This is a genomic window from Streptomyces sp. NPDC056883 (assembly GCF_042788835.1).
Classification (GTDB): domain Bacteria; phylum Actinomycetota; class Actinomycetes; order Streptomycetales; family Streptomycetaceae; genus Streptomyces; species Streptomyces stoeckheimensis.
Map to the genome: position 1 here is coordinate 92,710 of NZ_JBHUBS010000011.1, position 21,920 is coordinate 114,629.

Genomic DNA, 21,920 nt, shown 5'->3' on the forward strand with positions numbered 1-21,920 from the left:
AGGGGGATGAATTGAACTCAATCAGACAAGTCCATCCTTTTACAGTGCCCCGGCTCACCCACGCCGGGGACCGTCTCTACCGGTTCGTCACCCGAACACCGGGTACAACGTGCGAAACAGCGGCCCTGGCTCTGGACATGAGCGCCGCGGAGGTGCAGGAAGCGGCGGACGCGCTCGACGATCTGGGGCTGCTCAGCATGTGCCCCGTGACGGGCATCTACACCCCGTACCCCGTGGAGCACGCACGCATCAAGGTCCTCAACCCGGCGCAGCACAGCCTGAACGAGAGCCAGTCCTTCCTCGATCAACTACGCGGAGAATTAGATGAGTTGTTAATGAGGACCGCGGACGTCCAGAACGACAACTCACTGGAGGTCGTGCCTGGCCTGGGCGACGTGCGCAAGCTGATCGCCGGGCTCGCGAACGGCTGCCGCACCGAGGTGCTCACCTCCCAGCCCGGCGGCGCACGGGACGAGGAGGTGCTCTCCGAGAGCCTGGAGCGCACCGAACGCCTGCTGGGGCGGGGGGTGCACATGCGGACCCTCTACCAGCACACGGCCCGGTTCAGCCCGGCCACGGCCTCGTTCGTGGGGCGGGTGACACCGCTCGGCGCGGAGGTGTGCACGCTCGCCGGCGGCTTTCCGCGCTGCATCATCTTCGACAAGGAAGTGGCGATCATCCCGCTCTCGGACGGATCACACGGGGCGGCGGTATCGAGAAATAGCCACCTTGTCTCGTTCCTTTCGGAGGCCTTCGAGCGGGCCTGGAGCGGGGCCGAGAAATTCACCTCGGAAAACGACCGACCTGCACGGGCGGCGATTACCTCCGACATTCAGCAGACCATCGTGTCGCTGCTCATTCAGGGCGAATCGGACAACAGAATAGCCCACGTGGTCGGTATTTCTTTGCGCAATTGTCAACGCCACATTGCGAACATCATGAAGAGCATCGGCGCCCGCAACCGGCTCCACGCCGGATATCTGCTGGCGAAGGAGCCCTTCAACGGCGGCTGACCTGCCGGCAGCCCGCGCCGCGAGCGAGCGGCCCGGGCTGCCGGGGTCCGCAGCGGACGGCTCCTAGCGGCCCCCCGCCGCCGGAAGCGGAACCGCCGCGGGCTCGGGCGCGGGGCCGGGATCGGCCGCCGCCGCAGGCTCGGGCGCGGGGCCGGGATCGGCCGCCGCCGCGGGGCCGGCCCCCGCCGCCGTGCCCGCTTCCGCCGCCACCGGCCGGGGCTTCGCGGGGACCAGCGAGGTCACCGCCACCCCGCCGACGAGCAGGACGGCCGCCACCCAGCGCAGCCCGCTCACTTCCTCCCCCAGCACCAGCGCCGCCGAGCTCATCCCGAAGACCGGCACCAGCAGCGAGAAGGGTGCCACCGAGGAAGCGGGATAGGTGCGCAGCAGGAACCCCCACGCCCCGAAGCCGAACACCGTGGTGATCCAGGCGAGGTACACGATGACCCCGACCCCGCTCCAGTCGAGCCCGCGCAGCGCCGCCAGGTCCCGCTCGGGGCCCTCGATCAGCAGGGACAGCCCCGCCAGCGGCAGCACCGGCACCACGCTCACCCACACCATGAAGTTCAGGGCGTCGGGCGGGGACGCCTTGCGGGTCAGCACGTTGGACACGCCCCAGCACGCGGCGGCCGCGATCACCATCGTGAAGCCCAGCACCGGCCCGGAGGCCCCCTCGTCCACGGCGGCCACGGCGATCCCCGCGAAGGCCACCGTCATGCCCGCGATCCGCAGCCGGCCCGGCCGCTCCTTGAGCACGACGGCCGCGAACACGGCCGTGAACACCGCCTGCGCCTGGAGGACCAGCGAGGACAGCCCGGCGGGCATCCCGTTGGCCATCCCGGAGAACAGCAGCCCGAACTTCGCGATGCCGAGGACCACACCGACCGCGATGATCCACTTCCATGCCACTTTGGGACGCCCGACGAAGAACACCGCCGGCAGGGCGGCGACCAGGAAGCGCAGGGCGGACAGGAGCAGCGGCGGGAACGATCCGAGCCCGAACTCGATGACGACGAAGTTGAAACCCCAGACCGCGGCTACGAGAACCGCCAGGGCGGTGTGAATGGGTCGCATGCTCCGAGCATCGGCTCCTCAACCATTTAGCACCAGCGCAGATGTCTTCAGGGTCGGATGTAGCGTTGCTTCATCCACGTTGCTTCGTCCACCGGCGCCGCCCGCGCCCTAAGCTGCCTGGCATGCTCGACCTCTCCCGGCTGCGCGCCCTGCACGCCGTCTCCGTCCACGGCTCGGTCGGCGCGGCCGCGGCCGCCCTCGGGTACACCCCCTCCGCCGTCTCCCAGCAGATCGCCAAGCTGGAACGGGAGACCCGCACCACCCTGCTCGAACGCCACGGCCGCGGTGTCGCCCTCACCGAGGAGGCCAAACTGCTGGCCGCGACGGCCCAGCAGCTGATGGACATCTCGGAGCGGGCCGAGACCGCACTGGAGGAGTCCCGCGGCCAGCCCGTCGGCCGGCTGCGGGTCGCCGCCTTCGCCTCGGCCGCCCGCGGCCTGCTCCCCGGGGTCCTCGCCGATCTGGCCCACCGTCACCCGGCCCTGGAAGTACGGCTCACGGAGATCAACCCGCACCTGTCGATGGACCTGGTCTCGCGCGGGGTCACCGACCTGGCGGTGACCCACGACTGGGACATCGCCCCGCTGCCCGCCCCCGAGGGCGTGGAGCAGGCCGTGATCGGCGACGACCGCTGCGACCTCGTGGTGCCCGCCGGGCACCCCTTCACCTCCCGCGCCGTCATCCACCGCTCGGACCTGGGCGGGCAGCGCTGGGTCTGCCAGCCGCCCGGCCGGGTCTGCCACGACTGGCTGGTGCGGACCCTGCGCACGGCCGGGTTCGAGCCCGACATCACGCACGTCGCCGAGGAGAACCACACCATCGTCTCGCTGGTCGCCGCCGGGCTCGGGGTGGCCGTCGTACCGCGGCTGGGCACCGGGACGCTGCCGCCCGGCGCCGTGGCCGTACCGCTGGAGCCGGGCCCCGTACGCCGGTTGTACGCCCTGTGGCGGACCGGGGCCGCCCGCCGGCCGGCGATCACCGAGGCCGTACGGACCCTGCGCGAGCACTGGCCCCACGTCGCACCCCGTACGGGGGACTCCGCGAGTGTCCCCCGCGCCGAAGGCCCCGCCCCGCAGTAGCGTCCGGCGCGTGCCGAACCACGCCTCCCGCCGGACCCTGCTCACCGTGGCCGCCGTGGCCGCCGTCACCGCCGCGGGGGCCGCCTCCGCCGCGGTGGGCACCGCCCGGGACCCCGACGGCCCGGTCCCCGACGACTCCCGGCCGGGCGACCGCGCACCGGGGCACTCCCCCACCCGTCATTCGTCGGGGGCCGGGCCGCGCGAGACGATGGACCGGATGAGCCTGGCCGAACTGGTCGGGCAGCTCTTCGTATCGCGGGCGTACGGGCACGCGGCGACCGAGCCCGACTCCGAGGACGTCGCGCTGAACCAGAAGGCGTTCGGGGTGCGCACCCCCGCCGAGCTGGTCGCCCGCTACCACCTCGGCGGGATCGTCTACTTCGGCTGGGCGCACAACACCCGCTCCCCGCGCCAGATCGCCGAGCTGTCGGCCGGCCTCCAGCGGGCGGCCGCGGATTCCGGTGCGGGCGTCCCGCTGCTGCTCTCCATCGACCAGGAGCACGGCGCCGTCGCCCGCGTGGGCCGGCCCGCGACCCTGCTCCCGGGGGCCATGGCACTGGGCGCCCTGGCCCTGGGGACCGCCGGGTCCACCGCCGAGGCCCGCCGGGCCGCACGCATCGCGGGTTCCGAGCTGGCGGCGATGGGCATCCGGCACAACTACGCCCCGGTTGCCGACGTGAACGTCGATCCCGCCAACCCGGTCATCGGCGTACGGTCCTTCGGCGCCGACCCGCAGGCGGTGGCGGCCCTGGTCGCCGCCCAGGTCCGCGGCTACCAGGGCGCCGGGGTGGCCGCCACGGCGAAGCACTTCCCGGGGCACGGGGACACCGGCACCGACAGCCACGTCGGGCTGCCGCTGATGACCCATACGCGGGCGCGGTGGGAGGAGCTGGACGAGCCGCCGTTCCGGGCGGCCGTGGAGGCGGGCGTCGACGTGGTGATGACGGCGCACATCGTGTTCCCCGCGCTCGACCCCTCCGGGGATCCGGCGACCCTCTCGCGGCCGATCGTCACCGGGATCCTGCGCGAACGCCTGGGATTTCGCGGGGTGGTGGTCACCGATGCCCTCGACATGGCCGGGGTCCGCCAGAAGTACGGGGACGACCGGGTCCCGGTACTGGCCCTGAAGGCGGGCTGCGACCAGCTGCTGAACCCGCCGGACCTGGGGCTGGCCGTCCGCAGCGTGCTGGCCGCCGTGGAGTCGGGCGAGCTGACGCGGGCCCGGATCGAGGAGTCGGTGCTGCGGATCCTGGAACTGAAGGCCCGCCGGGGCCTGTTCGACGCGGCGGGACGGGCCGTGGAGCCGGCGCGGGCCGCGGACGCAGTGGATGCGGCCGTCGGCATCCCGGCGCACCTTGCGGCCGCCGGGGAGATCGCGGACCGTACGACGACCCTGCTGGCCAATCCGGTGGGGCTGCTGCCGCTGGATCCGGCGGACCGGCCGCTGCTCCTGGTCACCGGGACCGACCCGGCCTCCCCCACGGGTACGACGGGACCCCCTACCGCGGTACTGGCCCGGGAGCTGTCCGCGCTGGGCTGCCGGGCCACGGCCCTGCCGCCCGCCCGCGCGGTGGCGGCCGCCCCCGGCAACGCGGCCGTGCTCGTGTGCACGTACAACGTCCCCGAGGGCGAGAGCCCGCAGCGCGAGCTGGTCACCCGGCTGCTGGCCACCGGGGTGCCGGTGGTCCTGGTGGCGGTCCGCAACCCCTACGACCCGGCCCGGCTGCCGGCCTGCGCGGCCGAACTGGCCACCTACACCTGGACGGACGTGGAGCTGCGGGCGGCGGCCCGGGTGCTCACCGGGACCGTACGGCCCACGGGGCGCCTGCCCGTCCCGGTGCCGGGCCGCTACCCGCTGGGCCACGGGCTGGCGTACGGGTGATCCCCGTACCCCTCCCGCGGCCCCTTCCCGGGTCCTCCTGCCGAGCTACGGGCGCAGCATCGGCTCGCGCTCGATGTCCTGCTGGTCGAGCTGCGCGTCCGGCTTCGCCAGCGGCGCGGCCTTCGCGGCGCCGGTGGGGGCGGCCGGGGCGACTCCGGCCCACTTGAGGATCTTCTCGGTGGCCAGCGCCTTTTCGGCTTCCATGAGCTTGGAGACGTTGGCTCCGTGGTTGGCGCCCGGAGCGGTCATCACGTAGCTGTCGCGGGCTCCGTAGCCGAGGTGGAACGGTTCGGCACCCCACGGGTCGTTCTGCCCGTAGACGAAGAGCATCTGGTTCGCGTTGTTCTTCACCCAGGTGTCCACGTCCCGCATCGCCGCCGGCTGGAAGGTCATCGGGATGTCGCGGGGCACGAAGTTGCGCGGCGGCTGGTAGCCGTAGCGGCTCAGGCCGTCCAGGTGGGACTGCTTGATGTCGGGGGAACCGAGCTGGGTGCCCGCCTGGTAGTAGTACGGGGTGTACGTCTCCAGGCCCTGGTCGGCGTAGGCCGAGAAGCCGGAGATCGCGTCGACCGTGTCCCAGATCTCCTGGTCGCTCGCGGTGGCGGCGGCCGGGATGGCGGCGCAGTCGGCGAGCAGGCTGTACTGCCAGAAGGCCCACGTGTAGTCGAGGACGACGGCCTCGAAGGCCTTGTCGAGGTTGCCGACGGTGGTGAAGGTCCAGCCGTTCTCGGCGGCGGCGGCCGCGTACTTGGCCTCCAGCGGCTCGCGGCGCACGAGCGCCTCGCGCTGCACCGCGTTCAGCTTGTCGCGGCACTCCTTGGTGCCGACCTTGGCGAAGAACCGGTCGTAGGCCGAGTCCTCCTTGTTCACCACGTCGTTGGGGGCGACGTACGCGACGACGCCGTCCATGTCGCGCGGGTAGAAGCGCTCGAAGTAGGTGGCCGTCATGCCGCCCTTGCTGCCGCCCGTGGCCAGCCAGTTCTTCTTGTAGATCCGCTTCAGGGCGGTGAAGACGCGGTGCTGGTCACTGGCGGCCTGCCAGATGTCGAGCTTCGACCAGTCGGCCGGGTCGGGGCGGGACGGGTTGAAGAATCGGTACTCCAGCGACACCTGGTTGCCGTCGACTATGGTCGTCGGCTCGCTGCGGCGCGGGTTGGTGTTGACGTTGTAGCCGGAGGTGAAGAACACCGTGGGCCGCGTGACGTCCTTGTGCAGCAGGGTGATGCGCTGCTTGAAGGTGCCCTTCCACGGCGCGCGGTGGTCGACCGGCTGCTCGTAGTTCAGTACGAAGAAGCGGTAGCCGGTGTACGGCTTCTCCTCGATCAGGCTCATCCCCGGGATCGCGAGGATCCGGTCCTTGATGTCTTCCGTGGCGGCCTTGGCATCCCTGGCGGTGGCATCCGTGACGGCGGACGGTTCCGCGGCGGTGGCCGCTTGCGCCGTGGTGCCGGCCGCACCCGTGGTGCCGATCAGCACCGCGAGCGACAGCAGCCATCCGAGCTTCTTGCGCATTCACACTCCCCATGAGTTCACATCGGTCGCCGTGAACCTAGCCGGGGGAACATGCGGCTGAACAGACCTAGTTGGGCCGCTCCATCAGCAAAGGATCCAGCCGGAATCGACGGATCCGGCCCCCACGCTCCCCTTTACATACACGCAGCGATTGATCGCATGGACGGTGACGGGGCCCGCATAACGGGTGAATTGCCCAGAATCGCGCACCGGGTAGCCGCCGCGCGGCTGGATGCTCACCGACATCGCCCGCCGCTGTCCGGGCTCCCGGGCGACCGCCACCGCGCAGGCCCGGTCGCGGGTCTTGTAGACGCGCACCTCGCCCGTGGAGAACGGCAGCGTCCGCACCAGGTTCCCCGCGCACCCGCCGGTCGCCGCCTGGGCGGGCTGCGCCGTCAGCAGTCCGGCCACGGCCAGCCACAGCGTCATGGTGACCACGCCCGCGCAGGCGGCCCATCGCCTCCGCGGGTTCCGCGCCTTCAACACCCTGTCCCCCATCGGTCGTACGTACAACGTGCGTACGTTCGTACGACGCCGGGCAGGCCTTCATGGTTGCTCGGAACAAGAATTCAGCCCGTGCGAGCCGCCGGACCCGCCGGGTCCACCCCGCAGGCAGCCGTGTGGTCGAAGACCGACTCCCGCGGCCGGACCAGGGTGGCGACGGCGATCGACTGGAGGTGGGTGGTGCGCACGGCGGGCAGGTTGGCCTCGCCGAAGATCCCGCCCGTGGCTCCCGTGCCGCCGTTGTACGGGATCGAGGGCAGGCAGCCGATGTGCGAGTCGTTGACCTTCAGCATGCCGCCGTTGACCACCTCCTCGCAGAACCGCTCGACGACCCGCTCGTCCTGGGTCCACAGGGAGTTGCGCAGACCGTAGCGGTTGGCGTTGAGGAAGCCGATGGCCTCCTCCAGCCGGACCGGCGCCTCGGGCACGACCACGCACAGCAGCGGGAAGAAGGTCTCCTCGCGGAAGGCGCGCAGCCGGGCGGCCCCGGCCAGCCCGTCCACCCGGACGACCGCCGGGCGGATGAACGGTCCCGCCGCCGAGGGCTCGTCGTCCACGTCGACGAACTCACCGCCGCACAGCAGCTCTCCGCCGGCCGCCAGCACCTCGCCGACGAACTCGGTGAACTCCGCCCGCTTGACCACCGGGCTCAGCACCGTGCGCGGATCCTCCGGCGGCCCGGGCCGGATCTCCCGCACCTGCTCCATCAGCTCCTTCAGCAGCCGGTCGGCCACCTCCGGGTGGACGATGGCGAACTTCGGGGTCATGCAGATCTGCCCGGAGCCGTAGTACCGCTCGCACAGGGCCCGCGCGGCGAGGTCGACTTCGGCGTCGTGCCACACCAGCACCCCGTCGTTGCCCGACAGTTCGAGTACGGGCTTCTTCCCCGCGGCCACGCACTCCCGCTCCAGCTTGAGGCCCTGCTCGGAGCCGCCGAAGAAGACGAGGTCGTCGCAGTCGGGGCTGTCCAGCCACTGGCGGACCACGGCGCGGGCGTGCGTGCAGACCACGTTCAGGGTGCCGGGCGGGGCGCCGAGCCGCTCCAGGAGCGGGGCCACGAGCTCCCGGTAGACGAAGCTGACGCCCAGCGGGGCGGTGGGCGGCGCGTTGACGACCAGGCTGTTGCCCGCGGCGAGCGCCAGCGCCCCGTAGAAGGAGTTGGAGGTCGGGGCGTTGCGCGGCGGGCTCAGGCACACCACCCCGTCCGGCTTGCGCACCATGCGGGTCCGGCGGCCGGCCGAGGTGCGCTCGGGCTCCCGCAGCCGCGCGGCGAAGTCGGCGACGGAGTCCGGGTGGAAGGAGGCGGTCACGGAGTCCAGCTCCCAGGCCGCCAGCCGTACGGGGTGGCCCTCGGCGACCAGCAGCCCGGCCAGCTCCTCGCGCCGCTCGACGACGGCTCGGTGGATGCCGTGCAGCAGCTCCATCCGGTCCGCGAGCGGGACCGCCGCCCATCCCGGCTGGGCGGCGCGGGCGGCGGTCAGGGCGCGCAGTCCCTGCTCGGGGGCGGACAGGGCGACGCGGCCGGCCAGCAGCCGGTCGTCGTAGGGCAGGTCCTCGCCGCGCTCCAGGCGGGCTTTGAGCCCGAGCACCTCGAAGGGCTCGCGCAGGAGTTGACCCACCCGCGGCCAGTAGACCCATCGGGTGCCGGGCTCCTCTGCGCCGTTGACCCATACCTCGTAAGAGTGCATCCACAACTTCCTAGCGGGATAACGGGAGTTCGTGATCACGCAGGAGATTACGCTAGGTGAACGCGGGACCCCGCACCGTAGCCGTGAAAGGCGCTTGAAATGACGAACGACCTGCTCGACCGCAAGCTGGACCGCGCCTTCGCCCACCTCGACGTCAACGAGGACCAGGTGATCGACGAGCACGACATCATCGGGCTCGGTTCCCGCCTGCTGTCGGCCCTCGGCGAGCCGGCCACCTCCCCCAAGGCGACCCAGGTGATGGGCGGGCTGGTCGACTTCTGGCAGGAGCTCTTCACCGAGCTGGACATGGACCGGGACGGGAAGGTCACGCCGGAGGAGTACAAGCAGGGCATGACGCGCCTCTTCCAGGAGGACCGTGCGGCCTACGACAAGTCGTTCCGGCCGATGGCGCACGCGATGCTGCTGGTCGTCGACAAGGACGACGACGGGCGGATCAGCCCCGAGGAGTTCCAGAAGGCCCAGACGGCCTTCGACACGAAGCTGAGCCGCGAGGACGCGGAGGCGCTCTTCGCCCGGATCGACGCGGACCACGACGGGTTCCTGTCCGTGGACGAGCTCCTCGGCGCGGTGCGGGAGTACTACACCGGCACCGACGAGGACGCCCCGGGCAACCTGCTCTTCGGCGAGCTGTAGCCCGGGGAGCCGGCTCCCGTCAAGCCGCGAGATGTCGGGGCGTGACGCCGCCCGGGTGGCGGGGCGTACTGGGACGGACTCCCATCCGCCTCGCCCACCAGAGGAGAGCAGTCATGAACCACGTTTCCAGGAAGCCGCGCCTCGTCCTGTTCGCCGCATCGGCGGCCATCGTCGCCGGTGGCGTGCTCGCACCCGCGACCGCGCTCGCCGCCACCCCCGCGAGTGCGCACGCGGTCAGGGCCGACGACACCGGCAACGAGTCCACCCTGCTCCTCCGCAGCGGCCCCGACGACACCCTGATCCGCACGGACCCGCCCGCCGAGGACACCCCGGGCAAGTGGGGCAAGGGGAAGCACAAGCGCCCCGGCAAGCACGACTCTCCCGACGGCCCCGTCTTCCAGGCTCCCGACCGTCCGGAGTGGCAGTGCATCACCGCCCCCTGCGGGCCTCCCGAAGGGCTCCCCGACGGCGGGACGGACGAAGGCGCGACTATTTCTCGCCACGTGAAGACGTGAGGATCGACCCCGATCCGTACCGCCCGAGAGGGACACCACACCGGAGCCCCGGGTCCGCACGACGGACCCGGGGCTCCGGTGCGTGTACGAGGACACTCGAACGGCGCTTTTACAAGAAGGGGCCATCTCCGTCAAGCCCCGAATCCGAGTGACGTGACGCGATTCCCGCCATCGGGTTTATTTGAAGTACGCCCTCACCGGGAAACACCGGAAGAACCAGAGGGCAGGGAATCACCCCGGATCCTTTCTCCGGAAGATTCCCGAATCCCCCTTCTTTTTCCGAATGGAGAACGGCCATGTTCAAGATTCTTTCGACCCGCCGCATCGTCCTCGCTTCCGCTTCCGTCGCCCTGCTCGGCGGTGGCATAGCCCTCCCGGCCACAGCAATGGCAGCGCCCGCCACCGTTCCGCACCACGCGGTGTCCCTGCCCCAGGACGACAGCGCGGACGGCATCGGCACCGGCGGTGACGCCAACGCCGAGAACACCACCGTCGGCGGCGACTCCCGCGGTGGCGACGCCAACAGCGGCGTCGGCAACTGCAAGGGCAAGTGCGACATCACCACCGGAAACGCCCGGGGTGGCGACTCCAGCGCCGACGCCATCAACACCGGCGACGCCACCGCGGTCGGCGGCGACGGCTTCGGTGAGGGCGGAAGCGTGAAGAAGGTCGACAAGCAGACGATCAAGAACCAGCTCAAGAACAAGCTCGGCAACTGATCGCAGCAGGCCACACCCTACACAGCGGCGCCCCGGGAATCCCCGGGGCGCCGTTCTCGTGCCGCGGACGCCGGAGAGGCCCAGCCCTCCGGCGTCCGCCGTGTGTGTGTCCGACCGTCGGGCCTTCGCCCCCGGTATCAGGCGTTGCCGCCCGTGGCGGTCGCGTCGCCGCTCACCGCGGTCGCGTCACCGGTGTTGATCGCGTCGGCGCTCGCGTTGCCGCTGGTCGCGTTCCCGGTGGTGATCGTGCACCGGCCGATACAGGTGCCCACGCCGGATGCGGCGGAGCCCGAGGTGGCCGTGCCGCCGACGGTGGTGTTCTCGGCATTGGCGGAGCCGCTGACGGCGATGGCGTCTCCGCCCCTGCGATCTCCCTGGTCGCCCCCGTCCCCGCCCCGCATGGTCTGCCGCCCGGTCGAGCTCGAGGCCACGTGGCTGCTACGGCTCAGCACGTCGGCGGTCACGGCCGTGTTGACGCTGTCGAAGCAGAGGCCGTTGCACCGGTTGGAGGCGCCGTCGCCCACAGCGGTGTTGGTGCTGGTGCCGCACAGGCCCGTGCACTCGTTGTACGCACCCGCCCCGACCGCGGTAGTGGTGCTGTCGCCGCACAGGCCCGTGCACAGGCCGGAGACGCGGTCACCGACGGCGGTGTTGGTGCTGTCGCGGCACAGACCCGTGCAGCTGCCGGAGACGCCGTCGCCCGCGGCGATGTTGTTGCTCCCCTCGCAGAACCCTTCACAGGCTCCGGGGGAAGCGTTGCCCGCGAGGGCGCTGATGCTGCTGTGGCCGTAGTACGGGGCTGCGGGTGCGGCCATCGCGGTCGCGGGCAGGGCGATGCCGCCGGCCAGTGCCACGGATGCCGTGGCCAGCACGATGCGACGGGTCCAGGAACGCTCGTTCATGGGAAATTCTCCGGGGTTGTGGTGCGGAGCAATTCGACTGTGGCCAAAGCGTGCGCGCGCCGGGGCAGACGCTATCGCGCGGATCCGGTCACCGTACGGATTCGTCCGCGCGCGGCGTGTTGTCACGTAGGGGCACCCAGGGTTCCCCGGGCGAGGCGGCCGGAAATTATCAAGATCGGCCATTTCCGTCAAGCCCCGAATGTGAGTGGCGTGACGCGATTCCCGCCATCGGGTTTATTTGAAGTACGCCCTCACCGGGAAACACCGGAAGAACCAGAGGGCAGGGAATCATCCCGAATCCCCTCCCCTTCTTTCCTTTTCTTTTCCGAATGGAGAACGGCCATGTTCAAGATCCTGTCGACCCGCCGCATCGTCCTCGCTTCCGCTTCCGTCGCCCTGCTGGGTGGTGGCATCGCCCTCCCCGCCACGGCGATGGCCGCCCCGGCCACGGCCCCGCACCACGCGGTGTCGGTCCTTCAGGACGACAGCGCCGACGGCATCGGCACCGGTGGCGACGCCAACGCGGAGAACACCACCGTCGGCGGCACCTCGCAGGGCGGCAACGCCAACAGCGGCGTCGGCAACTGCAAGGGCAAGTGCACCATCAACACCGGCGACGCCCGAGGGGGCGACTCCAGCGCCGACGCCATCAACACCGGCGACGCCACCGCCGTCGGCGGCGAAGGCACCGGCAAGGGCGGAAACCTGAAGAAGGTCAACAAGCAGACGATCAAGAACCAGCTCAAGAACAAGCTCGGCAACTGACCCCATCAGGCCACCACCCCACACAGCGGCGCCCCGGGATACCCCGGGGCGCCGTCGTGTGCCGCTGTCGGACTCGCCCTACGCCGCTGCGGCCGGCTCGTCCTCGCCCGCGAAGGTGCGCCACAGCTCGGCGTACCGGCCGCCGCGGGCCAGCAGCTCGGCGTGGGTGCCGTCCTCCGCGACCCGGCCGCGGTCCATGACCACGACCCGGTCGGCGCGCGCGGCGGTGGTCAGCCGGTGCGCCACGACCAGGGTGGTGCGCTTGCCCGCGAGCCGGTCGGTGGCCTGGTTGACCAGGGCCTCGGTGGCCAGGTCGAGGGCGGCGGTGGCCTCGTCGAGCAGCAGCACGTCGGGGTCGACGAGCTCGGCGCGGGCCAGCGCGATCAGCTGGCGCTGGCCGGCCGAGAGGTTGCGGCCTCGCTCGGTGACGGTGTGCAGGTAACCGCCGTCCAGCGTGGCGATCATGGCGTGGGCGCCGACCGCGTGGGCGGCGGCCTCCACCTGGGCGTCGCTGGCCTCGGGCCTCCCGTAGGCGATGGCGTCGCGGACCGTTCCCGGGAAGAGGTACGGCTCCTGGGGGACGACGCCGAGGCGGTGGCGGTAGCCCGTCAGGTCCAGCTCGCGCAGGTCCACCCCGTCGGCGGTGACCCGGCCCGAAGTCGGATCGTAGAACCGGGCCACCATCTTGACCAGCGTGGACTTGCCGGCCCCGGTCTCGCCGACGAAGGCGACGGTCTGCCCGGCGGGGATGCGCAGGCTGATCCCGGTGAGCGCCGGTTCCTTCTCCCCGCGCTCCTCGGCGGTGCCGTACGAGAAGTGGACCCCTTCGAAGGCGATCTCGCCGCGCAGCTCGGGGACCGGCCGGGGGTCGGCCGGGCGGGGGGTGCTGGTGGGCTCGCGCAGCAGGCCCTGGATCCGGCCGAGGGAGACGGTGGCCTGCTGGTAGCCGTCGAAGACCTGCGAGAGCTGCTGGACGGGGGCGAAGAACAGGTCGATGTAGAGCAGGTAGGCGACCAGCGCGCCCGTGGTGAGCGTGCCCGCCTCCACCCGGCCCGCGCCGACGATCAGCACGGCGGCTGCGGCCCCGGAGGACAGCAGCTGCACGAAGGGGAAGTAGACCGAGATCAGCCACTGGCCGCGGACCCGGGCCTCGCGGTACGAGTCGCTGCGCTCGGCGAACCGGACGGCGCCGGAGCGCTGGCGGCGGAAGGCCTGGACGATGCGCAGTCCGGCCACGGACTCCTGGAGGTCGGCGTTGACCAGGCCGACCCGGTCGCGGGCGAGCTCGTAGGCGGCCACGGACTTCCGGCGGAAGAAGAAGGTGCCGACGATCAACAGGGGCAGCGTGGCGAAGACGATCAGCGCCAGCTCCACGTCCAGGACGAGGAGGGCGACCAGGATGCCGAAGAAGGTGAGGACGGAGACGACGGCGGTGACGAGCCCGGTCTGCAGGAAGCTGGACAGGGCGTCCACGTCGGTGGTCATCCGGGTCATGATCTTGCCGGTCAGCTCGCGCTCGTAGTAGTCGAGGCCGAGGCGCTGGAGCTGGGCGAAGATCTTGACGCGCAGGGAGTAGAGCACGCGCTCGCCGGTGCGGCCCGTCATCCGGGTCTCGGCGAACTGCGCGGCCCACTGGGCCAGGACCACGCCGAGCGCGAGGAGGGAGGCCGCCCAGACGGCGCCGAGTGCGGCCGCTTCGACGCCCTGGTCGATGCCGTGCCGGATCAGGATGGGCAGGAGCAGTCCGGAGCCGGCGTCGAGGGCGACGAGGCCGAGGGATATCGCGAGCGGGGCCCAGAAGCCGCGCAGCAGGCGGCCCAGGTTGTAGCTGTCCTCGGCGGACGCGGCGCGTGTCTCGTCCACGTCGGGGGTGTCGTCGGCGGGCGGCAGCGCGGCCACCTGCGCGAGCAGTTCGGGCGTGGCGGACATCCCCGCGGGGGCGGTGGTCTTGTCCTCCGCCTCCTCCTGGCGCTGCCAGAGCTCGGGGGTGATCCCGCCGGCCACCCGGCGCTTGGCGTTGACGGGCTCGGAGTCGATCTCGGCTTCGAGCTCGATGCTCCTCTCTATGTCCCGCTCGAACTCCTCCATCAGCGGCGCCTCCGGCGTCCGCGGGGAGCCCGCACCCAGCGCGTCCGGGTCGGTGAGCAGCCGCCGGTACAGGGCGGAGCGGCGCTCCAGCTCCTCGTGCGTACCGACGTCGGAGAGCCGCCCGTGGTCCAGTACGGCGATCCGGTCGGCGAGCGCGAGCGTGGAGCGGCGGTGCGCGATGAGCAGGGTGGTGCGGCCGGCCATGACGGCGCGCAGCGCCTCGTGGATCTCGTGCTCGACCCGGGCGTCGACGGCCGAGGTCGCGTCGTCGAGGAGCAGCAGGCGGGGGTCGGTGAGGATGGCGCGGGCGAGCGCGATGCGCTGGCGCTGGCCGCCCGAGAGGGTCAGGCCCTGCTCGCCGACCTTGGTGTCGTACCCGGCGGGGAGGGCCTCGATGAACCCTTCGGCCTGGGCGGCGCGGGCGGCGGCCAGGATCTGGTCCTCGGTGGCGCCGGGGTGACCGTAGGCGATGTTGGCGCGGATGGTGTCGGAGAAGAGGAAGGAGTCCTCGGGGACCAGTCCGATGGCGTCGCGCAGGGAGTCGTAGGTCAGCTCGCGCACGTCGTGGCCGCCGACCCGGACGGCGCCGCGGTCGGCGTCGTAGAAGCGGGGCAGCAGCAGCGAGACGGTGGACTTCCCGCTGCCCGAGGACCCGACGAGGGCGACGGTCTCCCCTTCGGCGATCGACAGGCCGAACCCGTCGAGCACGGGCCGCTCGGGGTCGTACCCGAACCGCACGTCGTCGAACTCGACGGTGGCGGGCGCGTCCGCGGGGAGCTCCTTCGTCCCCTCCCGGATCACCGGCTCGGTGTCGATGAGCTCGAAGACCCGCTCCACGCCGGCGCGGGCCTGCTGGCCGACGGTGAGCACCATGGCGAGCATGCGGACGGGGCCGACGAGCTGGGCGAGGTAGGTGGAGAAGGCGACGAAGGTACCGAGGGTGACCTGCCCCTTGGTGGCCATCCAGCCGCCGAGGGCCAGCATGGCGACCTGGCCGAGGGCCGGTACGGCCTGCAGGGCGGGGGTGTAGCGGGAGTTCAGCCGGATGCCGCGCATCCGTCCGGCGAACAGCCGGCGGCCGGCGTCGCGGAGCTTGCCGGTCTCCTGCTCCTCCTGGCCGAAGCCCTTGACGACGCGGACGCCGGTGACGGCCCCGTCGACGACGGTGGCGACGGCGGCGGCCTGGCTCTGGGCGTACCAGGTGGCGGGGAAGAGCTTCTTGCGGCTGCGCTTGGCTATGAACCAGAGGGCGGGGGCCATGAGCAGCGCGACGACGGTCAGCAGCGGCGAGAGCCACAGCATGATCCCGAGGGATATCCCGAAGAGCAGGAAGTTGCCGATGGTCATGGGCAGCATGAAGAGCAGCCCTTGGATCAGCTGGAGGTCGGTGGTCGCCCGCCCGACGACCTGCCCGGTGGACAGCTCGTCCTGGCGGCGGCCGTCCAGCCGGGCGATGGTGTCGTACATGTCGGTGCGCAGGTCGTGCTGCACGTCGAGGGCGAGCCGGCCGCCGTAGTACCTGCGGATGTAGGTCAGCACGTAGACGAGGACGGCGGCGCCTATGAGCATCAGGGCCCAGGGCCCCATGGGCTTGCTCTGGTCGCCGATGACGTCGTCGAGGATCACCTTGGTGACGAGCGGTACGAGCGCCATGACGGCCATGCCGCCGAGCGAGGACCCGAGGGCCAGCAGCACGTTGACCTTGTACCGCCAGGTGTAGGCGGCGAGCCGCCTCCCCCACCCCTGTTTGCTTCCAGCCGCCGTTTCCGCCGTCGCCGTAGCCACGTACTGCCTCCCCGTTCGTCCTGCCCTACCGGAAGCCCCAACGCTCCGACCGGCGGATTTCATCCCGCCGCAACAATTCGAACTGGGTTGCGCGGGTTCCGCGCGCGGGCTTGCGCCTACGGGGGCGGGGGAGGCTTACGGGGGCCACGGCGTCGGCAGGGCCCTCCGGGCCGGGGTCAGGAGGACTTGGGCGAGGGCGAGGACGAGGGCAGCGGCGAGGGCAGCACCTTCACCACGGGCGCCCGCTTCAGCGGCTTGTTCTCGCAGCCGAGGGCCTCGGTGACGCGGCGGGCCATGAGATAGGTGAGGGACGTCTGCCGGTCCCGGTCCGCCTGGGTCATGTTCGGCCGGGGGGCTCCGATCCTGAAGGACTCCTCCACCGCCAGCAGGGCGTTGTCGGACTGCGCGCGGAGGTCACCGGGCAGGTCGCAGCGCACGCGCAGCTGCGACCCGGTGTCGCCGGCCCAGCCGACGGCCCCGTTCGCCTCGACGGGCACGGTGTCCTTCGGGTTCTGCTCCTTGGAGTCCCGGTACAGCCAGCGGACCTGCAGCTGTACGCGGTCGGCGTCCTTGCCCTGCTTGGGGACGTACCCGCACATGAGCCACGGCGTCGACGGCAGCGACCGCACGTCCCCCTTGAGGCTGTCCACCAGGTGTGCGGTGGTGGCGTTGACCCGGGTGTCGAAGTCACCGGACCCGGTGATCTGCTTGAGGAGATCCCTCTCGGCCGACGGATCGGCGATCGCGCACGGGTCGGCGGCGCGGGGCCCTTCTTGCTTCACCGAACACCCGGCAGCCGCCACCAGGCAGACGAGGGCGAGTACGGACCGCTTGGCCGCGGTCGAGATGGCGTTCACTGGGTGTCTCCCGATGTCACCGCGGGAGCCTGCTCCAGCGGCTTGTTCTCGCAGCCCAGGGCGTCGGTGACGCGGCGGGCCATGAGGTAGGTGAGGGTGGTCTGCCGATCGCGGGGTGTTCGAACGCATGCGCCTTCGTCAGGACCCTGCCGGGCCCACTCCTGCTCGAACGACACCGCTCCCCCAGAGATCTGCGACCAAAGACGTGCGACCGGGACTGATCGGTACCAACCTAACCCGGCCCGGGGACCCCTCAGACGTGGGTGGGGGCGAACATCTTCAGTGTGGCCGGAAGGACCAGGAGCGAAGGGCCGGGGGTCTTCAGGGACCTGGCCAGGTCCTCTCCGAGGGATTCCGGGGTGGTCGTGGCCGCCGGGACGTCGAAGGCGGCCGCCAGGGCCACGAAGTCGGGGCGGGTCAGGGTCGTGCCCGTCTCGCAGCCGTACTCGCGCAGGATGCCGTAGCCGCCGTCGTCCACGATCAGCCAGGTGACGTCCAGGTCGTGCTGGCGGGCGGTGGCCAGGTCGGCGATCGAGTACATGGCGCCGCCGTCGCCGGAGACCGCGAGGACCGGGGTGTCCGGCTCCGCCACGGCCGCGCCGAGGGCCGCCGGGAAGGCGTAGCCGAGGCCGCCCGCGCCCTGCGCCGAGTGCATGGTGTTGGGGTGCTTGGGGTCGAAGGCCGACCAGGCCCAGTAGGACAGGATCGTCATGTCCCAGAACGACGGGGAGCGCGGGGGCAGGGCTCGGCGGATCGAGGTCAGGAGCTGTTGCTCCAGGGTCAGGTCCTGGGAGTCCAGCCGGGCCGCGATGTCGGCGAGGAGCAGGCGGACTCGCTCGGGGGCCTGCGGGTCGGGGCGCTCGGCGACCGTTTCGAGGAGGGCCTGCAGGGCGAGGCGGGCGTCCGCGTGGATGCCGAGGCCCGCGTGGTTGGACTCCAGCTTGCCGAGGTCCGCCTCGATCTGGACGACCCGGCCCTCCGGGAAGAACGTGTGGTAGTTCGAGGACAGTTCGCCCAGGCCCGAGCCGACCACCAGCAGGACGTCGGCGTCCTCCAGGAAGTCCGTCATGTGGCGGTCCTCCAGCCAGGACTGGAGGGACAGCGGGTGGGTCCAGGGGAAGGCGCCCTTGCCGCCGAAGGTGGTGACGACGGGGGCGTTCAGGCGTTCCGAGAGCTGCTTCAGCTTGCCCGCGGCGTCCGAGCGGATCACCCCGCCGCCCGCGATGATCACCGGGCGTTCGGCCGTCTCCAGCCAGTGCGCGGCCAGCGCGGTCAGCTCCGGGCGCGGGGCCAGTTCGTGCGGGGTCGCGTCCATGCCCGTGACCTGCGGGATGACGGTTTCCGCGCGCAGCACGTCTTCCGGGATCTCCACCCACACCGGTCCGTGCGGGGCGGTCAGCGCCGATTCCCAGGCCTCGGCGATCACGGACGGGATCTGGGAGGGGGTCCGGGCGGTGTGCACGGACTTGACCACGTCCCGGAAGGAGGCCGCCTGGTCGCGCAGCTCGTGCAGGTGACCGCGCCGGCCGCCGCCCAGGCCCGGGGTCGGGACCTGCGAGGAGATCGCCAGGACGGGCGCGGACGCCGCCGCCGCCTCGGCCAGGGCCGGGAGCGCCATGAGCGCGCCCGGGCCCGTGGACAGGAGGAGGGGGGCCGCCTCGCCGGTCATCCGACCGTACGCGTCGGCGGCGAACCCGGCGTTGTTCTCCGTACGCAGGCCCACCAGGCGCAGGTCGGACCGGCCGACGGCGTCGAAGAGGCCGAGCGCGTGCTGGCCGGGCAGCCCGAAGACGGTGGTCGCGCCGAGCGAGCGCAGCGTCTCCACGACCAGGTCCCCGCCCGTGCGCCCCGGCGGCGGCGCGAGCGCGGCCGCCTTCTGGGCTTCGGTGGGACGGAGTACCAGGTCGTGGTCGTGCGTCACTCTTGCGTGCCCTTCGGGTTCGCCTTCGCCTGCGCGCTGTGCCTAGCCGGCGTTGCGTGCCGCGGAGATCTGGCGGCTCATGATCGTGGTCAGCTCGTACGCGGTGTGCGAGGCCGCGACCGAAGTGATCTCCGCGTGATCGTACGCCGGGGCGACCTCCACGACGTCCGCCGAGACCAGGTTGCAGGAGGAAAGCCCGCGGATGATCTCCAGCAGCTCGCGGGAGGTCATGCCGCCCGCCTCCGGGGTGCCCGTACCGGGCGCGTGCGCGGGGTCCAGCACGTCGATGTCGATGGAGATGTAGAGCGGGCGGTCGCCGATGCGCTGGCGGAGCTGGTCCGCGACCTCGTCGGCGCCGCGCCGGTAGACGTCGGCCGAGGTGACGATGCCGAAGCCCATCTTGGCGTCGTCGTCCAGGTCCTGCTTGCCGTACAGCGGGCCGCGCGTGCCGACGTGGGACAGCGCCTCGGTGTCGAGGATGCCCTCCTCGACGGCGCGGCGGAACGGGGTGCCGTGCGTGTACTCGGCGCCGAAGTAGGTGTCCCAGGTGTCCAGGTGGGCGTCGAAGTGGAGCAGCGCGACGGGGCCGTGCTTCTTCGCCACCGAGCGCAGCAGCGGGAGCGCGATGGTGTGGTCGCCGCCGAGGGTCATCAGGCGGGAGCCGTTGCCGATCAGCTCGTCGGCGGCGGCCTCGATCGTGTCGACGGCCTCGTTGATGTTGAAGGGGTTCGCCGCGATGTCGCCGGCGTCGGCGACCTGCGCGAGGGCGAACGGGGAGGCGTCCTGCGCCGGGTTGTACGGGCGCAGCAGGCGGGAGGCCTCGCGGATGGCGTTGCCGCCGAAGCGCGCGCCGGGGCGGTACGAGACTCCGGAGTCGAACGGCACGCCGACGACGGCCACGTCGGCCTTGCCGCCGACCTCGTCGAGGCGGGGCAGCCGGGCGAAGGTCGCGGGGCCCGCGTAGCGCGGGATGCGGGAGGAGTCGACGGGGCCGCGCGGCTGCGTGCTCATGAGGGGCCTTCCGGGGAGGTGTGCGGTGCGGTCCTTCGAGCGTAAACGGACACCCCGGGCGCGCGAAGTGTACGTTTCATCCATCTGGCCCCCCTGATATGTACGGAGTATCCACCCATGGAAGCCCCGCCCACCCCGCCGGTCGCACTCGGCCGGCTGCTCGCCGACCACGAGCTGGGCCTGCGCCACCTGGCCGGCCCCACCGAGGCCGAACTGCACGGGGTCCACGCCTCGGAGATGACGGACCCCTCCCCGTACCTGCTGGGCGGCGAACTCCTCCTGACGGCGGGCGAGGGCCTGGCGGGGACGGGGACCCGGCCGGGCGAGGGGACGGAACACGGCCTGGTCGACCGGGCGGAGCCTTCGGGGGCGGACGGCGGGTCGACGGGAGCCGGGCACGCGGACGGCGGGTCGATCGGCGCCGGACCGTACGTGGCGCGGCTGGTCCGGGCCGGGGTCGGGGCCATCGGGTTCGGGGTGACCCCGGTGTACACCACCGTGCCGCAGTCCCTCGTCGAGGCCTGCGCCAGGTACGGCCTGCCGCTGGTCGAGGTGCCGCCCGGAACCCCGTTCACGGCGGTCGGCCGGAGCGTCTGGCGGCTGATGGCACGGGCCCGGACGGCCGAGCTGCGCCGGGTGACCGAGGCCCAGCAGTCCCTGGCGGCGGCCGCCGCCCGCCCGGACCCGGTCCCCGCCGTCCTGCGGCGGCTGGCAGCCGCCCTGGGCGGCTGGGCGGGCCTCCTCCCCGCCGGCCGGCCGGTATCCACCGGGGCCACCGGGGCAGGACCCGCCGCCGCGGGAACCGGGCCCGCACCCACCGCGGCAGGGGCCGAGCCCGCGCCTTCCGCGCCGGAGGGCCCGGACGCCCGCCCGGAGCAGGACGTCAGGGCGGGTGCCACCAGGGCGGAACCCGGGCCGGTGCCCTCAGGATCGGCCGCCCCCGGCGCCCCCGCCGTCTCCGCCGGAACGATGCCCGTCCCCGGGGTGATCGACGCGCTCGGCGCACTCGCCCGACGGGTCGCACCCGGCTCCGCCGTCACCGCAACGGCCGCGCACGACGGGCTCCACCTCAGCGTCCACGCCCTCGGCGACGGCTGGGTCCTCGCGCTCGCGACCCCGACGCGAGCCCCCGGGGACCACACCGTGGCCTCGGTGGCGGCCGTCCTGCTGACCCTGCTCACCGCGCGCCGCCCGGCCGGGGCGGAGGCCGCCCTGACCCGGCTGCTGCTCGGCGGCGATCCGGCCGGGGCGCTGGGCCCCGGGCCCTGGTACGCCGTCCACGCCCGCGGCACCGGGGACCCGCGGGCCCTGGCGGCCGCGCTGGGCACCGTACTGCTGGACCCGCGCGGGGACTCCGTACGCGGGGACCCTGCACGCGGTGACTCCGTACGCCAGGACCCCCCGCACACGGGCCCCGCGCAGGCGGACTCCGTACGGCTGCTCACCGACCGCGAGCCCGGCCCGCAGCCCGGGTGGCGGCTCGGGGTGAGCGCCCCGGCCCGGCCCGAGGACCTGCCCGGCGCCGACGCGCAGGCCCGGCGGGCCCTGGAACGCGCCGAAGCGGCCCGCACCCCGCTGGCCCGCCACACGGAGCCCGGCCTCGCGGGTCTGGTCGGCGCGGCCGAGGCCCGGGCCCACGCCGAGGCCCTGCTCGGCCCCCTCTCCCCCGCCCTGCGCGACACCCTGCGGGCGTGGCTGGCCCAGCACGGCAGCTGGGACCGCAGCGCGGCCGCGCTCGGGATCCACCGCAACACCGTCCGCCAGCGCATCGCCCGCGCGGCCGCACTCCTGGGCTCCGACCTGGACGATCCGGACACCCGGATGGAGCTGTGGTTCGCCCTCCGGCACCTCGACGGCCCGGACGCCGCGTAGGGCCCGGACCCGAGCCCGTCACCGGCCGTGTCGCGGCGGGCGACGGGCGGGGCGACGCTGAGGACATGAACCGGCCGGA

General features: G+C 72.4%; 18 protein-coding genes. 8 read left to right on the forward strand and 10 right to left on the reverse strand.

The window, feature by feature from the left end; genetic code table 11:
* The first annotated feature begins 137 nt into the window (after nucleotides 1-137).
* Nucleotides 138-1,013: a helix-turn-helix transcriptional regulator gene (locus ACFRU2_RS25335; protein ID WP_382975951.1), complete on the forward strand. Its 876-nt coding sequence runs from the start codon at nucleotides 138-140 to the stop codon at nucleotides 1,011-1,013.
* 63 nt (nucleotides 1,014-1,076) lie between these two features.
* Here ACFRU2_RS25335 and ACFRU2_RS25340 read toward each other — a convergent pair whose 3' ends face one another.
* On the reverse strand, nucleotides 1,077-2,087 hold the full coding sequence (locus ACFRU2_RS25340) for an EamA family transporter (protein WP_382975954.1): 1,011 nt from the start codon (nucleotides 2,085-2,087) through the stop codon (nucleotides 1,077-1,079).
* Between the two features lie 122 nt (nucleotides 2,088-2,209).
* On the opposite strand from ACFRU2_RS25340, the gene ACFRU2_RS25345 reads away from it, so the two are divergent.
* Together ACFRU2_RS25345 and ACFRU2_RS25350 are read left to right on the forward strand one after the other, a co-directional pair.
* A complete protein-coding gene (locus tag ACFRU2_RS25345; protein WP_382975956.1) occupies nucleotides 2,210-3,166 on the forward strand; it encodes a LysR family transcriptional regulator in 957 nt (318 codons plus the stop codon).
* A 10-nt stretch (nucleotides 3,167-3,176) separates the two neighbouring features.
* The gene (locus ACFRU2_RS25350; protein ID WP_382975959.1) at nucleotides 3,177-5,048 is read left to right on the forward strand and encodes a glycoside hydrolase family 3 protein; all 1,872 of its coding nucleotides are present in this window, start codon (nucleotides 3,177-3,179) and stop codon (nucleotides 5,046-5,048) included.
* A 45-nt stretch (nucleotides 5,049-5,093) separates the two neighbouring features.
* On the opposite strand, the gene ACFRU2_RS25355 is transcribed toward ACFRU2_RS25350, so the two are convergent.
* From ACFRU2_RS25355 to ACFRU2_RS25365, 3 genes are all read right to left on the reverse strand, one after another.
* Nucleotides 5,094-6,560, reverse strand: coding sequence for a S28 family serine protease (locus ACFRU2_RS25355; RefSeq protein WP_382975963.1), 1,467 nt, complete (start codon nucleotides 6,558-6,560; stop codon nucleotides 5,094-5,096).
* Between the two features lie 84 nt (nucleotides 6,561-6,644).
* Complete coding sequence (locus ACFRU2_RS25360) at nucleotides 6,645-7,058, reverse strand: hypothetical protein (protein WP_382975966.1); 414 nt, start codon at nucleotides 7,056-7,058, stop codon at nucleotides 6,645-6,647.
* A 71-nt stretch (nucleotides 7,059-7,129) separates the two neighbouring features.
* On the reverse strand, nucleotides 7,130-8,752 hold the full coding sequence (locus ACFRU2_RS25365) for an aldehyde dehydrogenase family protein (RefSeq protein WP_382975969.1): 1,623 nt from the start codon (nucleotides 8,750-8,752) through the stop codon (nucleotides 7,130-7,132).
* A 99-nt stretch (nucleotides 8,753-8,851) separates the two neighbouring features.
* On the opposite strand from ACFRU2_RS25365, the gene ACFRU2_RS25370 reads away from it, so the two are divergent.
* From ACFRU2_RS25370 to ACFRU2_RS25380, 3 genes are all read left to right on the forward strand, one after another.
* Complete coding sequence (locus ACFRU2_RS25370) at nucleotides 8,852-9,406, forward strand: EF-hand domain-containing protein (protein WP_382975972.1); 555 nt, start codon at nucleotides 8,852-8,854, stop codon at nucleotides 9,404-9,406.
* Nucleotides 9,407-9,519: 113 nt separating this feature from the next.
* Entirely contained in the window at nucleotides 9,520-9,921 is a 402-nt protein-coding gene (locus tag ACFRU2_RS25375; protein ID WP_382975974.1) for a hypothetical protein, read from the forward strand.
* 296 nt (nucleotides 9,922-10,217) lie between these two features.
* Nucleotides 10,218-10,640: a hypothetical protein gene (locus ACFRU2_RS25380; RefSeq protein ID WP_382975977.1), complete on the forward strand. Its 423-nt coding sequence runs from the start codon at nucleotides 10,218-10,220 to the stop codon at nucleotides 10,638-10,640.
* A gap of 137 nt (nucleotides 10,641-10,777) precedes the next feature.
* Here the strand turns inward: ACFRU2_RS25380 and ACFRU2_RS25385 are convergent, their stop codons facing one another.
* Nucleotides 10,778-11,542 (reverse strand): hypothetical protein, encoded by a 765-nt coding sequence (locus ACFRU2_RS25385; RefSeq protein WP_382975980.1) that lies wholly within the window; start codon nucleotides 11,540-11,542, stop codon nucleotides 10,778-10,780.
* Nucleotides 11,543-11,884: 342 nt separating this feature from the next.
* Here ACFRU2_RS25385 and ACFRU2_RS25390 point away from each other — a divergent pair, with 342 nt between their 5' ends.
* Entirely contained in the window at nucleotides 11,885-12,307 is a 423-nt protein-coding gene (locus ACFRU2_RS25390) for a hypothetical protein (RefSeq protein ID WP_382975982.1), read from the forward strand.
* Nucleotides 12,308-12,385: 78 nt separating this feature from the next.
* On the opposite strand, the gene ACFRU2_RS25395 is transcribed toward ACFRU2_RS25390, so the two are convergent.
* The 5 genes from ACFRU2_RS25395 to speB all read right to left on the reverse strand — a co-directional run bounded on the left by ACFRU2_RS25395 (nucleotide 12,386) and on the right by speB (nucleotide 19,969).
* Nucleotides 12,386-16,243 (reverse strand): ABC transporter ATP-binding protein, encoded by a 3,858-nt coding sequence (locus ACFRU2_RS25395; protein WP_382975985.1) that lies wholly within the window; start codon nucleotides 16,241-16,243, stop codon nucleotides 12,386-12,388.
* Between the two features lie 113 nt (nucleotides 16,244-16,356).
* Complete coding sequence (locus tag ACFRU2_RS25400) at nucleotides 16,357-17,037, reverse strand: hypothetical protein (protein WP_382975987.1); 681 nt, start codon at nucleotides 17,035-17,037, stop codon at nucleotides 16,357-16,359.
* The gene (locus ACFRU2_RS25405) at nucleotides 17,034-17,213 is read right to left on the reverse strand and encodes a hypothetical protein (protein WP_382975989.1); all 180 of its coding nucleotides are present in this window, start codon (nucleotides 17,211-17,213) and stop codon (nucleotides 17,034-17,036) included. The genes ACFRU2_RS25400 and ACFRU2_RS25405 overlap by 4 nt, the downstream gene beginning before the upstream one ends.
* A 77-nt stretch (nucleotides 17,214-17,290) precedes the next feature.
* Nucleotides 17,291-18,958, reverse strand: a complete 1,668-nt coding sequence (locus ACFRU2_RS25410; protein WP_382975992.1) for a thiamine pyrophosphate-binding protein — start codon at nucleotides 18,956-18,958, stop codon at nucleotides 17,291-17,293.
* 42 nt (nucleotides 18,959-19,000) lie between these two features.
* A complete protein-coding gene (gene speB / locus ACFRU2_RS25415; protein WP_266877754.1) occupies nucleotides 19,001-19,969 on the reverse strand; it encodes an agmatinase in 969 nt (322 codons plus the stop codon).
* Between the two features lie 117 nt (nucleotides 19,970-20,086).
* On the opposite strand from speB, the gene ACFRU2_RS25420 reads away from it, so the two are divergent.
* Nucleotides 20,087-21,841 (forward strand): helix-turn-helix domain-containing protein, encoded by a 1,755-nt coding sequence (locus tag ACFRU2_RS25420; RefSeq protein WP_382975995.1) that lies wholly within the window; start codon nucleotides 20,087-20,089, stop codon nucleotides 21,839-21,841.
* Nucleotides 21,842-21,920: the final 79 nt, after the last annotated feature.

What these genes read in the sequence shown, in the direction of transcription:
- ACFRU2_RS25380 (WP_382975977.1), top strand. Translation starts at nt 10,218, where the DNA reads ATGTTCAAGATTCTTTCGACCCGCCGCATCGTCCTCGCTTCCGCTTCC.
- speB (WP_266877754.1), bottom strand. Translation starts at nt 19,969, where the DNA reads ATGAGCACGCAGCCGCGCGGCCCCGTCGACTCCTCCCGCATCCCGCGC.
- ACFRU2_RS25420 (WP_382975995.1), top strand. Translation starts at nt 20,087, where the DNA reads ATGGAAGCCCCGCCCACCCCGCCGGTCGCACTCGGCCGGCTGCTCGCC.
- ACFRU2_RS25355 (WP_382975963.1), bottom strand. Translation starts at nt 6,560, where the DNA reads ATGCGCAAGAAGCTCGGATGGCTGCTGTCGCTCGCGGTGCTGATCGGC.
- ACFRU2_RS25395 (WP_382975985.1), bottom strand. Translation starts at nt 16,243, where the DNA reads ATGAAATCCGCCGGTCGGAGCGTTGGGGCTTCCGGTAGGGCAGGACGA.
- ACFRU2_RS25365 (WP_382975969.1), bottom strand. Translation starts at nt 8,752, where the DNA reads ATGCACTCTTACGAGGTATGGGTCAACGGCGCAGAGGAGCCCGGCACC.
- ACFRU2_RS25335 (WP_382975951.1), top strand. Translation starts at nt 138, where the DNA reads ATGAGCGCCGCGGAGGTGCAGGAAGCGGCGGACGCGCTCGACGATCTG.
- ACFRU2_RS25375 (WP_382975974.1), top strand. Translation starts at nt 9,520, where the DNA reads ATGAACCACGTTTCCAGGAAGCCGCGCCTCGTCCTGTTCGCCGCATCG.
- ACFRU2_RS25360 (WP_382975966.1), bottom strand. Translation starts at nt 7,058, where the DNA reads ATGGGGGACAGGGTGTTGAAGGCGCGGAACCCGCGGAGGCGATGGGCC.
- ACFRU2_RS25385 (WP_382975980.1), bottom strand. Translation starts at nt 11,542, where the DNA reads ATGAACGAGCGTTCCTGGACCCGTCGCATCGTGCTGGCCACGGCATCC.
- ACFRU2_RS25340 (WP_382975954.1), bottom strand. Translation starts at nt 2,087, where the DNA reads ATGCGACCCATTCACACCGCCCTGGCGGTTCTCGTAGCCGCGGTCTGG.
- ACFRU2_RS25370 (WP_382975972.1), top strand. Translation starts at nt 8,852, where the DNA reads ATGACGAACGACCTGCTCGACCGCAAGCTGGACCGCGCCTTCGCCCAC.
- ACFRU2_RS25390 (WP_382975982.1), top strand. Translation starts at nt 11,885, where the DNA reads ATGTTCAAGATCCTGTCGACCCGCCGCATCGTCCTCGCTTCCGCTTCC.
- ACFRU2_RS25345 (WP_382975956.1), top strand. Translation starts at nt 2,210, where the DNA reads ATGCTCGACCTCTCCCGGCTGCGCGCCCTGCACGCCGTCTCCGTCCAC.